Genomic DNA, 12,623 nt, shown 5'->3' on the forward strand with positions numbered 1-12,623 from the left:
ACATTTTTACCTATTATATATATGTAGAGAGCAAAAAACGCTTGGGGAAACCAAGCGTTTTTAAGTATCAATTTTTTTATGCGTCTTCTTCTTCCCCCTCTTCATCTTCTTCGTCTTCTTCGTCTTCTTCATCTTCTTCTTCTTATTCTTCTTCTTCTTCTTCTTCTTCTTCTTCTTCTTCTTCTTCTTCTTCTTCGTCTTCTTCGTCTTCTTCGTCTTCTTCGTCTTCTTCGTCTTCTTCTTCGTCTTCTTCTTCTTCTTCGTCTTCTTCGTCTTCTTTTTCTTTTTCTTCGTCTTCGTCTTCTTTTTCGTCCTCTTCTTCGTCTGTAAAAGTAATTTCTGTTTCATCAACATATTGAATTTCAACCTCTACACCATTATGCGTGCCTGATTGTATTACTTCAGCTAGAGATTTTAGAACTTCTTGTAAATCATCACTAGGATTAACACTAAAGCCATTCTCAACATCTAGTTTTATTTTTGCTCTTTTCACATCAGCCATTTACCTAACTCCTTTCATATAGATTTATATATACTATGTTGAAAGAGTATAAAAAGATTAATATATTTGCGGAAGTTTCATTAATCGTTCTACTTAGCGTTATTTACCAATTTTGATACCCATGGACCTTTTAATGGATGATCCGGAGTAATAATAGTGACTTTTATTTTTGGCTTTTCTATTTGCGTTAAAACGATTTCATTTAATTCCTCAATTTGTTCTTCCAGCTCTATTACATCTTGAATCTCTTTATCTTGTACTTCATCAATCATTTTAGTTTTTGGTGGTAACTTCTCTTCTAAATCTAGCAATCCGATTTTCGGTAACTCCTCTAATTCCACTTCCTTAATAATCGCTAAATTCTCTAGCACCGAAGATTCATTTAGTACAATATTTTTTTGCTGCTCATACTCTGACAATTCCCATCCCATTGGCCCAGGTGGAGAAAATACAAATTTCTCTAAATCTAAAATAGGGATTACTATCTCTTCTTGTTCTGAACCCATTTTATTTCCCCCCACTATTGCTCTTGATTTCATGATAAATATCAGAAAAATTACGTAAAAATTCTTCCTTAGAATCTTCAAGTGCAATAATATTTTGCAATGCCCAAATATACTTTTCATCAGACCACGAACGCTTTTGTCCTAAATAGTATTTATGTGCAATTGAACAGAATAAGTGAGGAAACGATAAATCAGTCCAAAGAACACGAAATTGTTTTTCTGAAAAGGAATTTTCCGAATTATATGCACTTAACATATGAATAGCTAAATTAGTATCCCAAACTGACATTTTTTTCATTACTTTATTTAAAATAATACGTAGGTCCCTCACTGGTAAATCACTTGTAATAGAATGTAGCTCTTTCATAAACATAGTATCATCTATTTCTGTAAACCTCGCTAAGGTAAAATCTTGCTGACAAAAACTATTAGATGCTATAACTTCTTTTGTCCATTGATCATAATATGGATCATTTAGTTCTTGTAATGCTTTCTTTCCACGTGCTAACATCTTATCAACATATTCTAAGAACATAGTTGAAAATACATCATCTGGAAAGGAAAGTGCAATTCTTTTGTTTCCTTCTAACTCTTGTAATTTCCATCTGTATAATTTATGCCATTTTCCTAATCGACTCCGAATTTTACTTTCTTTCATCGGAATATATCCTTCCGATGCTTGATGGAATTTACCTGCATATATTAGTACCTTCTCTAATTGTTCTTTATTATAATAAATGACTTCTTTTCCTTGATGCTTATCATATAGTACATATGCATACTCATTAGATCCAATACAAAAGCCCCCTCTTTTTGTTTTATGAATTTTTGTAATTGGCAATCCATTTTGAAGGAGATGTAAATGTGCTCCACCAATAAATAGCATCCTTTTGGGGTGCATTTGTGCTTGTTTTAATATTTTTAATCCTTCTTCTGTTTCAACTTCCCACATTGTTCTCCCACTTCTGCTTGATTGTAAAGAAATATTACTTATTTCAAATGGATAAAAGCTAAGGACCTTTTTTAAATGTTCACTCTCTAATCCAGTTGTTTCTTCCACCTTTGATCATCCCCTTCTTAAAATTTATAAGGTTTCCCTATACACTTTCATTAAATCCATAGCAACTCGGTTCCAATTAAATTCTTTTTCAACCTTACTACGTCCATATTTCCCTAACTGTTTTCTTTTATTTTCGTTATTTAAAAGATTAATTATCTTTTCTGCATATGCATCAGGGTTTTCAAAGTCATTGACAATATATCCATTTTTTCCTTCTTCAATTACTTCAGGATTACCACCTCGGTTACTCGTAATTATTGGTAAACCTGCTGCCATTGCTTCGTAATGCACCCTAGCAAGGGGCTCTTGCCACTGTGAAGAGCAAACAAAAATATCTGACATAGCATAAAGTGTTGAAATATCCTTTGGCTTAACAAATTTAATAAAGACTACATGTTCTGGGAACATAGCGCCTAAGGTATATAAGTGTTTTACATAATTATTTACATTGTTATCTCCAAACCATTTTGAACCAATAAAAACCATTACAATGTCTGGATTTTCCTCAATTATTTTAGGAAGAGCTTGTAGCAAAATATGAGGACCTTTTACTTTACTCAAGCGTCCAACAAATAAAACTATTTTTTTATTTTGTAAATCCAACTGTTTTTGCACATGACTTTTAACTTTTGTTCCATTCACAGTCCACGAAGGATAATACTCATTTACATCTACACCAGAATATACTGTTCTCGTCTTTGCTTTTGCAGCTTGAAAGCGCGAGGTAATTGTTCTTCCTATATAATCACTAACTGTTACAATTTTTGAAACAGCTGCAATACATGCTTCTCCCTCTTCATCACTTATCTTTTCATATGCAAACATTTCATTATGCACACTTAACACGAATTTCGTCTGTGGTGCTGCCTCACTTAAAATTGCAATCCAATTTGGACGATTGCATAAATGAACTACATCATATTTTTCCTGTTTCAAATGTTTAATAACATAAGGGAGATATTCCTCTTCTGGAAACCGTATATACCTTACGCCTTTGTTTTTTTCTTCTGGTTTCAAATTTGGGTCTGTTATAGAAATAACTGTCACATTTTTTCCATTTGAAGCAATAATGGAAGCAACAGAATCTATATAAATTTGAATAGCTCCACCTCGTACAGCTGGTACAGGTAGCTTTTCAGTCGAAATTATGGCTATTTTCATTAAAACGCCTCCCTGTTTCATAAAAATACAACCTTCTTCATATGTTACGAAAAAAACTTTGTGTTTGTGATTTATCGACCATTTTTTCATCCTTTATTATGAAAATTAGTCAATAGTACTTTTTCTTCTTAAAGGCAAATGGCTAGAACAAAAATGGTCATGTACCATACAGTAATAAGAGAGTATAAAAGGATGGTGATATATGTGGAGAATAACAACGAAGAAGCGGTGTATACATTATCGCCCGAAGAGGAACAAAAACTAGTAGAATTGGCAGCGACAATGATTCAACATTGGGATATTCAAGCAACTACAATCGAATTAATACAAGGTGGACAACTGGCCTTAGTATGGAAAATTCAAACTGCAGATGGACCATTTTGCTTAAAGAGAATTCATCGCCCCGAAAAAAAAGCTCTATTTTCCATTCACGCTCAAGATTATCTAGCCAACAAAGGCATGCGTGTTCCGAGCATAATCCCAAGCAAATTGAATCAGTTGTATACAAAGCACGGTCCATTTTTATTTGTTGTTTATGATTGGATTGAGGGAAGACCATTTGAGCTTACAATGCAAGAAGATCTTGAAATGATTATGAAAGGATTAGCAGATTTCCATGTAGCCTCTATTGGCTATAAGCCCCCACCAGGCATACCTATATTTACCAAACTAGGACGTTGGCCCAATCATTACATTAAAAGATTTCAACAGATGGAGATTTGGAAAACTTTATCCGCAACTATGCCAGATGATCCATTTTCACAGCTATATTTGGCCGAAATTGATGCGTTTATTTTAGAAGCAAAACAAACGCACCAAAGACTATTGGAATCTGAATATACTAAATGGACTGATGAATTACAAACATCCCCCAATTTATGTCATCAAGATTATGGAACAGGAAATTCCTTATTAGACCCAAGTAATCAAATTTGGGTAATTGATTTAGATACGGTTTCTTACGATTTACCTATTCGAGACTTGCGTAAAATGATTATTCCTCTATTAGATACAACTGGTGTTTGGAATGAAAACCAATTTAAAATTATGATTAACGCATATGAGTCAGTTTCTCCTTTAACAGCTGAGCAGAAGAAAATTATGTTTATTGATATGTTATTTCCATACGAATTGTATGATGTAATTCGCGAAAGATATGTTAGAAAGTCGCCTTTACTTGCTGATGAACTTGCTGGGGCTATGGAATATGAAAGAATTAAGTCAAAAGCTTTAAATATATTAATAGAGGAACTTTAATACGTAATACCAAGAGTTCTAGTGTGAAAATTACCATTATTATTAATAAAGAAAATAGTTTTGTTGCATGCATCATTTTATAGTGACATAGAACTTATAAAGACGGTTCTGGTGCAAAAAGAAAATAAAGCGCATAGATTCCTAACGTTGTTCTTAACTCTTTCGGAAGAACAATCCGCCCTAATTCATCTATTCTTCTTGTAACACCTGTTGACTTCATGTTAATACCATCCTTTTATTTTTAGTTACTACTCACATATGAACAAGCGGATTAAATGATGTTTTTCCGGTATCAACTGCATGCAATACTACAATTAAGCCTTTGTGTAACACATGGAACCAAATCACGCTATACGCATTAGCGGACATTAAAAACGGCGAAAATGACTAAAATTATATAGATTTTTGGGTACACAAATGATTTTTGACCGCACGTTTCTCGTTTTTTGATTTCAGAATGTCCTATAAGTATCATTAGCGGACATCATAACACTCAAAATCGGTCTTTTATATCCACTAATATACGAAATGAATATTCGCTAATACTTAATGTAAGTTTTGGTTCCGTTGCTACACAGACAACTATATCCTATCTAATGACTGTGGTTGCAATGTCAAACACTAAAAGTATAACATCTATTTATATCGTTTTAATAATTTTATTTCCTCGTATTCCCTCATTCTCTTGTAAAATGTCGCTTTCTTCATGCCCGCCTTGTCCATGTACTCAACAGCGTTGATCTTTCCTACCTTTCATTCCTTGCTATCCTCTTGCATGTACCAAACATTAGAATTGAAATCTTTGAGATTACTGTTTCCTTAACTACAAAGAAAACGCTAAACTTCATATATACTTCTGAGGATGTTATGTAATACTAATTGGTTTTTATGATAATTATTCGTAAGTGGATAATTCACTACGCGCCTCATCTATTGTATCCCTAGCAATTCTTAAAGATTTTAAACATTTACCTAATTTCGCTAAATCTGTTTGGCTCGCAGCATTTCCATAGGTTGTCTATAACAAATTGCAAGTTATCCATCTCCTTTAAAATAGATGATTGTAGACTCTTTAATTCTGTTGGGGGTTCTACATATCGTACACTTGAGATGAGATAAGACATTTTATAGAAAACATCGCCTACATCTAAAACCTATGATTGGTTTATATTACCCTTAATTTCTGCATCAGCCTCTAACATGCTAAATCGGGTCGCCACATCAGATAGGTCCTTTAAATAATCATCCATTACCTATGCATAATGCTGCTTGTCTAAATGTTTATAATCACTTGTTTCGGCTCCTTGCTTTACTTCCTTTTGATTTCCTATATTTTTTTATCTGCGGTTAATTCCTCAACTGCTGCTGTAATAGCCGTTATGCCTTTTTTGCTACCAACAAGAGCGTCGATAATTAAAATACTACAGATAAAAATCACAAGAATGGCAATCCACTTAGCTCATTTCGGCACAAAAAAACTCCTTACTTGGTATATTTCTCCTAAATTACAAAACAGGATTAACGACCATTATAAACACTATGTCTCTTTACCTAATACCTTACCTTTTTTTTCCAAAAATCGGCATCTATTAATAGTGTATTTTGTTACATATCACCTTTACACCCGGCACAGGAGAGTTTGTTCAGTATTAATTGCATCATGAGTATACACACGTTATAATAGGCACCTAATTACATATAAAGAGGTGCAAAAAATGAATAAGACAGAACTAACAAAAGTAGTAGCAGAAAAAGCAGAACTTACACAAAAGGGTGCAGCTGCAGCAACACAAGCCGTATTAGATACAATAACAAGTGCACTAACTAATGAAGAGAAAGTACAAATCCTTGGTTTTGGTACATTTGAAGTACGTGAAAGATCTGCACGTACAGGACGTAACCCACAAACAGGTGAAGAAATGCAAATCGCGGCTTCAAAAGCACCTGCTTTTAAGGCTGGAAAAGAATTAAAAGAGGCAGTGAAATAATTATAGATAGTCAAAAGGGTTTGATATTCTTATCAGCCCTTTTTCAATATCCTTGTTATGCATAAAACAAAAAAGTATCAATCGAAAAATACATCCGAATACACATAAATTATTATATATAAGCAATTGAATTAGCGTTATACTAAAATTAACCTAGAAGCATCCAACGATCTTTGATTAATCACTACATTTTCTTTAGGGCTATATCAACATAAAAGAAGAGACACTGTATAGTGTCTCTTCTTTTATGTTTCGTGCCTTTAATCAATAGTAAGAGGATATATATCTATTCCCTCTTATTGCTGATTGGTGTTAGAATTGCTGCTCCCACAAGCAGAATATCTGAAAAACACTCGTAGGGGTAGCACCACACCGCTATTAAGCTAAGAAAATACAACTACCCCAGAACAAGATTTTGTGCTAATTTGTAATAAAAAAGCTCATTTTTTCGTTTTGGGGCTGTTTTATTTTCTTAAGTTGATGGGCATGCGGACAAACATCCAAACTGATTTTTTTAGATTGAATATAAATAATTATATCTATTCCAAAAAAGGAAGTGAATTATTTTGGACCATTTTTTTAAATCGAAGGGTTGCGGTTGTTGTGATAAGTTCCTCCCTCCTGCACCTGTTATTCACCCAACTATGGTGTTTTCACCAGCTTATCGTAACTTCTGGCAAAATACATTTGTAACCATACCTAACGGACAAGACATCCCATTTAATAACCAAAGTGTAGCCGAAGCAGGAGGAATTGTTTTATTGCCCCCTGCGACGATATTCATTCCGCTAGCTGGAGATTATGAAATTAGCTATGTAATTACAAGCGTTGTTTTTGAAACAGCAAATCAAGAACAGCAAGTATCTGCTATTCTAAATGGGAATCCAGTTCCTGGTTTCCAAACATCTTTTGGAGTAAGAACTGCGACAGGGGAATCGTGTGACCAATTTTCAGGAACGGCTATTTTAAGAATACCTGCTAAATCAACTTTTTCACTAAGAAATACAAGCCTCTTTGGAAATTCTATATCTTTGTGTAATCTAGTTGAAAGTGGTGCAGCACTAATCATTAAAAAATTAAGTTAAAAGCATTAGAAAAAAGGACAAGGTACCTTATCTTGTCCTTTTAAGTTTAAGTGTGTGAAATTGTGAATTATTTATAGGACAAACTAACCAATCATTTGTTTTTGCCAAGAATATTATGTAGTGATTATAACTGCAATGCTTTGTGCAATGCAATTCCAAGCAGTTTAGCTTTAGGTAACGCGCTAAATACGGCTGGAGAAAACTTTCACCTACAATTAAATTATAATTTGAGCCCAACTTACACAGTAATACCTGTCGTTAAAAGTGTTAATCTTCAGACTTTCAAAAATCAAGGAACAGAGCTAGGAAATACAAATAATATAACAGTAAGCTGTGATTTTGCATTTGCTAATTTTGTAGACTTGCAAGTAACTTCTGAACCAACCCTATAATACTAACTAAAAAGACCGTCCCCCACCCTCGTTTTGCAATTAATACTCCTTAGTAACTTTTTATTAAAAGAGTATATTGCAACAATTTTTCATTTGGAAATTAATTTATCAATAAATAGGTAAAGATAATTTCTCTATAATTTCTCTCCACTCAAACTCATAAGCCTCTGGACTTCTTATAACATAAATTGGAATGTTTATACCATCCATATTTTTAATATTAAAAGTAAATCTTATAACGTTTAATGGTAACAATTTATTATCAATACTTTTCATTATTTCTTGTATAGAAAAATCCGGAAACTCAATCGTAATATACTCTAAGTTTGGAGTATAATCTTCTTTTGTTATCTTTGTATATCCATACTTGCTATCATACACATTAATAATTGAATGTAAAAATGAGATAGCTTCTTCCTTTTTCTTAGAATCCATATCATATAAATAATAGACTTGATTATCTATATAAACCCTTGCAAGATACTTCTGTTCTAATAAATTTTCTCCAGTTAAATAAAAATTTGGGTTATTTTTTAAATCACTTATTAACTCCTCACATTTAGGAATCTGATGAAGCCAAGAACTACATACTACAATACTCTCATCGATTATTTGCGCAGTAATATTCATACAGCGTAATTTATTTAATGCCAAGATACGATGTGTTCCATCTAAAACAAGATATTTGTTTGATTCAATTCTCATAACAATTGGTAGGTTACTCAAGGCTTTTTGAGCATCAATATTACTTTTAATTTTAATTAATTGTTCCTCATTATATTCTTCAAAAAAAATTAATTCTTCATATGGAATAAATTTGATTTCATAGACCATGATTTTAGCACCTCTCTTAATTTCCTAAACTTCAATGTTTGTTATCAACGATAAAAATCTTATTTTTAGGGGATACAATATTAAAGTAAAACTTCTAAGCAACTATTAATCAAATAAAGGAACTGTAATTAAAACCGCTTACAGTTCCTCTTGATAAAAAAGCTTAATATAAGCTTAGCACTTTTCCTAATCCCTCTTGTTTCGCCTTCTCATAAATGGCATGAGCACATGCAATATCTTCAATAGCCATTCCCATAGGATTTAATATAATAATTTCTTCATCGGTCACTCTTCCTAATTTTTTACCAGTTATAATATCGCCAAGTTCTGCATGGAGCATTTCTTTTGAGAATTTCCCTTCTACAACAAGCTGATTAATTACCTTCTTTTCTCTATTTGCTTGATCCCAATCATCTACAATTACCTTATCAGCCTTTAAAAAAGCTTCTTTTTCTATATCCATTATAGAGATATTACTTACAAAAGTTCCTTTTTGTATCCAATCTGCTTCTATATATGGAGTGTCTGCTACCGTGCATGTTACAAGTACCTCAGCTTGTTCTACCGCATTTCTTGCTGATTCTTTTACCTGAAAATCGACATGACTATAACGTTCTTTCATTTCTTGAGCAAAAGCTTTTGCTTTTACATTATCCAAATCAAATAGATTAATTTGTCTAATATGATTAAACTGTTCTAGTAAAGAATTTATGTGCATTTTAGAAATTAATCCGCAACCGATAATTGATACATTTTGAAATCCTTTTTTCGCCAAATATTTTGCTGCAACTACAGTAACAGCTGCTGTTCTCATAGAACTAATAACACTACCTTCTAAAATCGCAATTGGAAAATTTGTTTCTGGATCATTTAAAATAATTAGTGCACTAGCTCTTTCCATATTTTTTTTGGTCGGATTATCAAACTTACTTCCGATCCATTTAATCCCTGAAATGGAAGGTTCTCCAAGATATGCTGGCATAGCAATAATTCTATCTGCGATATGCTCTCCTTCTTTATTAGTCTTTAAATAAGGCTTTAAAGGTTGACTAAAGTTCCTTTCTGAATGTAATGTTAGTGCTTGTGTAATAGCTTGCACATAAATGTTGGCCTTATAACCACCTAAATCAATAATATTCTGTTTGCTAAGATAAATTAATTCTGGTTTTGTTTCTAATAACATAATTAACACTCCCTTAAAATAATATCTATTTTTTAAACTAAAATGGAATCATTAATTGATTGTGGTAATTCAATATCATGTTCATCTAACCATTCATCTGAAAATATAGTATTATAATATCGATCACCTCTATCTGGTAATATCGCTAATACTTTTTTAGACTCTGGTAGTTTATCTATTAGTCTTAGAGCAGCACATACAACTGCACCAGAAGATCCACCAACTAATATCCCCTCTTTTGATACAAGCTCTCGTGTTATAAAAAAGGCATCTGCATCATTAACGTAACTTAGATCATCATAAAGACTTCGATTCACATTTCCAGGTACAATCGCATTTCCTATCCCCAAAAGCCTTCTTACCCCAGGCTTTCCTCCGAATATAACTGATCCCACAGCATCGACAGCCATAACTTTTACGGATGGATTTAATTTTTTCATTCCTTTTGCAACACCCGTAATTAATCCAGCAGTACCTACAGGACATACAATCCAATCTAAAGTATCATTAAAATCATCATAAATTTCTTGAACTAAAGTATGCACGTAGGCCTCCGGATTTTCAGGATTGTTATATTGATTAGGCCAATAAGCTCCATCAATAGAATTCGCTAAATCTTGTGCTATTACGAGTCTTGCTTTTAAGTAGTTTCCGTGTTCATCTGATACATCAACCATATGAACTTGGGCACCATATGATTTAATAAGATTCAGATTCACTTTACTTATTTTAGGGTCAACTACACAAATCATTTTATATCCTTTCATCTTTGCTACTAACGCTAAACCAATTGCAAGATTCCCAGAAGAGGATTCAACAATTGTTCCTCCTGGCTTTAACTGTCCACTATTTTCAGCATATTCAATTACTCGCTTTGCAACTCTATCTTTCGAACTTCCTCCAGGGTTAAATCCTTCTAATTTTACATATAGTTGAGCACTCTCAGGTGGGACCAGCTTATTAATTTTTACAATAGGTGTATCTCCTATTAATGAAAGAACGTCATCATGAATCATGTTTTTGCCCCTTTTCACATTAATTAGCTCATTTAATTTTTATAAAAAACCAATACCCTCATTCCAATCTTTTTTAACTTAAACTTCACATAATAAGACGGGATCAGTATACAACCTGATTGATTTCCCCCATAATTCCAACAGTTCATTCCAATCCTCCTCTACAAAATCTTCTCGGATTAGAAAACTTAACGGAATGTTTAAATTCAAAATACGTCCACAATTTAATTTAAATTTAGTTACACCTGCAGGTAGTAGTAAATTCGACTCTACTAATTGTTTGATTTGATACAACTCTAGCAAAGTATAGCTAAACACTATGCCGTCTGAAGGAATTAATTCGTCATTTGTTATTCTAGTAAACGGATATTTATTTGTATAAGCATTAACAATTTCTTTCCAAATTCTAATTTTTATTTCCATATCTTTTTCCATTTCTGGATTAATTGCTAGATCATACTTTATTCCATTAACAAACACTGTTGCAATTAAATTTTCACTTTCAATATTTTCACTTAAAAAAATATTAGAATTACTTTTTAATACCTCTAATACTCCCTCACTATCTGATATATGATGTGACCATGCTCCAATTGATAAATAATCTGCTTTAACGACCTGAACAACCATCCTTTTACAATTTAATTGCTTCAAAGATAACGTCCTATGTGCTCCATCAAGGATTAGATATTTATCTTCAGCTAATTGTAAAGCGATTGGGGGATTCTTTAAAACCTGTTCATTTTTAATCTTATGACTTAACTTTTTTAACCTTTCATGTTCATATTCTTCATGTAAATATATTTGCTCCGTTGGAATAACTTTTAAGTCATTTAGCATACCATTTCCTCCTGGAAACTATTATCATCATTTAAGATAAAGTTTTATATAAATCTATTAATTCTTTAAGAAGAATTTCTTTAATACTAAATGTATATTTTTTATTTTTTGAACATTTCAAAGCAACTGAGACAATATAATCAGGATCTAATAAAAAGGAATTATATAAAAAATCACCTCCTTTAATAATCCCGCTATTTTCTGGTACAGAAATAGATACAGGATGTGTGTAAAACCCTGTTCCTTTGGCTTTTAACACAGCTTCCTTCCTTGTCCAAATTCTAAAAAACATCTCTTTCTTATCTGTAGACTTTATCTGATCTAATACTAATTTAATTTCTCTTTCACAAAAAACTACATCCATAACATCTAAATAATTTCTATTGGTCTTTTCAACATCTACCCCAATATATTTTTCTTTAGCAATTCCACAAACAATCATCTGGCTTGTATGTGATAAATTAAGATACATAGGATTTTGTTGTTTATTGAACTCCCAATTTACATATGGCTTTCCAAAACTATTTTTTTCAACAAAATATCATTTACTAACAAATTTAATTTTTGTGCAAATAGAGATTTCACCAGCAACCTTCCAAGTAAGAACTCAAGTTTTTTATGCTCTACTAGGAAACTGTAAAATTCTACCTGTTCTTCTACATCTAAAACATTAAAACACCAATTAAAATCTGATATTTTTATATTTTCAGGTATTTTCAAATATAAAACAGATACTCTTTCTTGCATTATTCTTCCTCACAATAATATTTCATTTATCATCCATATTTTTAAATAAATT

General features: G+C 32.3%; 13 protein-coding genes and 1 pseudogene. 3 read left to right on the forward strand and 11 right to left on the reverse strand.

Annotated features, from left to right (window positions below; all coding sequences use genetic code 11):
* Positions 1–142: 142 nt before the first annotated feature.
* The 4 genes from MR170_RS21025 to MR170_RS21040 form a co-directional block, all read right to left on the reverse strand.
* Positions 143–502, reverse strand: coding sequence for a hypothetical protein (locus tag MR170_RS21025; protein ID WP_242309127.1), 360 nt, complete (start codon positions 500–502; stop codon positions 143–145).
* 89 nt (positions 503–591) lie between these two features.
* Positions 592–1,008, reverse strand: coding sequence for a hypothetical protein (locus tag MR170_RS21030; RefSeq protein WP_098641058.1), 417 nt, complete (start codon positions 1,006–1,008; stop codon positions 592–594).
* Position 1,009: 1 nt separating this feature from the next.
* Positions 1,010–2,068: a spore coat putative kinase CotS gene (gene cotS, locus MR170_RS21035; protein ID WP_242309129.1), complete on the reverse strand. Its 1,059-nt coding sequence runs from the start codon at positions 2,066–2,068 to the stop codon at positions 1,010–1,012.
* Positions 2,069–2,092: 24 nt separating this feature from the next.
* Positions 2,093–3,229: a glycosyltransferase family 4 protein gene (locus MR170_RS21040; RefSeq protein WP_064532209.1), complete on the reverse strand. Its 1,137-nt coding sequence runs from the start codon at positions 3,227–3,229 to the stop codon at positions 2,093–2,095.
* 153 nt (positions 3,230–3,382) lie between these two features.
* Between MR170_RS21040 and MR170_RS21045 the strand changes: the two genes are divergently transcribed.
* Positions 3,383–4,486: a CotS family spore coat protein gene (locus MR170_RS21045; RefSeq protein WP_024927939.1), complete on the forward strand. Its 1,104-nt coding sequence runs from the start codon at positions 3,383–3,385 to the stop codon at positions 4,484–4,486.
* Positions 4,487–4,622: 136 nt separating this feature from the next.
* Here MR170_RS21045 and MR170_RS21050 read toward each other — a convergent pair.
* A pseudogene (locus MR170_RS21050) lies at positions 4,623–4,706 on the reverse strand (sporulation protein); the annotation flags it as partial.
* Between the two features lie 1,495 nt (positions 4,707–6,201).
* On the opposite strand from MR170_RS21050, the gene MR170_RS21055 reads away from it, so the two are divergent.
* On the forward strand, positions 6,202–6,474 hold the full coding sequence (locus tag MR170_RS21055) for an HU family DNA-binding protein (RefSeq protein ID WP_064532207.1): 273 nt from the start codon (positions 6,202–6,204) through the stop codon (positions 6,472–6,474).
* 566 nt (positions 6,475–7,040) lie between these two features.
* On the forward strand, positions 7,041–7,559 hold the full coding sequence (locus MR170_RS21060) for a BclA C-terminal domain-containing protein (RefSeq protein ID WP_242309131.1): 519 nt from the start codon (positions 7,041–7,043) through the stop codon (positions 7,557–7,559).
* Between the two features lie 500 nt (positions 7,560–8,059).
* Here MR170_RS21060 and MR170_RS21065 read toward each other — a convergent pair whose 3' ends face one another.
* From MR170_RS21065 to MR170_RS21090, 6 genes are all read right to left on the reverse strand, one after another.
* Complete coding sequence (locus MR170_RS21065) at positions 8,060–8,785, reverse strand: hypothetical protein (protein WP_098641055.1); 726 nt, start codon at positions 8,783–8,785, stop codon at positions 8,060–8,062.
* A gap of 163 nt (positions 8,786–8,948) precedes the next feature.
* Entirely contained in the window at positions 8,949–9,968 is a 1,020-nt protein-coding gene (gene sbnB, locus MR170_RS21070; RefSeq protein ID WP_242309133.1) for a 2,3-diaminopropionate biosynthesis protein SbnB, read from the reverse strand.
* Between the two features lie 32 nt (positions 9,969–10,000).
* Positions 10,001–10,984: a 2,3-diaminopropionate biosynthesis protein SbnA gene (gene sbnA, locus MR170_RS21075; protein ID WP_098641054.1), complete on the reverse strand. Its 984-nt coding sequence runs from the start codon at positions 10,982–10,984 to the stop codon at positions 10,001–10,003.
* Positions 10,985–11,062: 78 nt separating this feature from the next.
* The gene (locus tag MR170_RS21080) at positions 11,063–11,824 is read right to left on the reverse strand and encodes a ParB N-terminal domain-containing protein (RefSeq protein ID WP_000930877.1); all 762 of its coding nucleotides are present in this window, start codon (positions 11,822–11,824) and stop codon (positions 11,063–11,065) included.
* Between the two features lie 31 nt (positions 11,825–11,855).
* Positions 11,856–12,296 (reverse strand): 4'-phosphopantetheinyl transferase family protein, encoded by a 441-nt coding sequence (locus MR170_RS21085; RefSeq protein WP_242309135.1) that lies wholly within the window; start codon positions 12,294–12,296, stop codon positions 11,856–11,858.
* A gap of 29 nt (positions 12,297–12,325) precedes the next feature.
* Positions 12,326–12,571, reverse strand: coding sequence for a hypothetical protein (locus MR170_RS21090; RefSeq protein WP_242309137.1), 246 nt, complete (start codon positions 12,569–12,571; stop codon positions 12,326–12,328).
* Between the last annotated feature and the right edge of the window lie 52 nt (positions 12,572–12,623).

The organism is Bacillus cereus group sp. BfR-BA-01524, assembly GCF_022662595.1.
GTDB classification, from domain to species: domain Bacteria; phylum Bacillota; class Bacilli; order Bacillales; family Bacillaceae_G; genus Bacillus_A; species Bacillus_A thuringiensis_S.

What these genes read in the sequence shown, in the direction of transcription:
- MR170_RS21025 (WP_242309127.1), bottom strand. Translation starts at nt 502, where the DNA reads ATGGCTGATGTGAAAAGAGCAAAAATAAAACTAGATGTTGAGAATGGC.
- MR170_RS21090 (WP_242309137.1), bottom strand. Translation starts at nt 12,571, where the DNA reads ATGCAAGAAAGAGTATCTGTTTTATATTTGAAAATACCTGAAAATATA.
- MR170_RS21045 (WP_024927939.1), top strand. Translation starts at nt 3,383, where the DNA reads ATGGTCATGTACCATACAGTAATAAGAGAGTATAAAAGGATGGTGATA.
- sbnB (WP_242309133.1), bottom strand. Translation starts at nt 9,968, where the DNA reads ATGTTATTAGAAACAAAACCAGAATTAATTTATCTTAGCAAACAGAAT.
- MR170_RS21030 (WP_098641058.1), bottom strand. Translation starts at nt 1,008, where the DNA reads ATGGGTTCAGAACAAGAAGAGATAGTAATCCCTATTTTAGATTTAGAG.
- MR170_RS21055 (WP_064532207.1), top strand. Translation starts at nt 6,202, where the DNA reads ATGAATAAGACAGAACTAACAAAAGTAGTAGCAGAAAAAGCAGAACTT.
- MR170_RS21040 (WP_064532209.1), bottom strand. Translation starts at nt 3,229, where the DNA reads ATGAAAATAGCCATAATTTCGACTGAAAAGCTACCTGTACCAGCTGTA.
- MR170_RS21065 (WP_098641055.1), bottom strand. Translation starts at nt 8,785, where the DNA reads ATGGTCTATGAAATCAAATTTATTCCATATGAAGAATTAATTTTTTTT.
- sbnA (WP_098641054.1), bottom strand. Translation starts at nt 10,984, where the DNA reads ATGATTCATGATGACGTTCTTTCATTAATAGGAGATACACCTATTGTA.
- MR170_RS21080 (WP_000930877.1), bottom strand. Translation starts at nt 11,824, where the DNA reads ATGCTAAATGACTTAAAAGTTATTCCAACGGAGCAAATATATTTACAT.
- MR170_RS21085 (WP_242309135.1), bottom strand. Translation starts at nt 12,296, where the DNA reads ATGTATCTTAATTTATCACATACAAGCCAGATGATTGTTTGTGGAATT.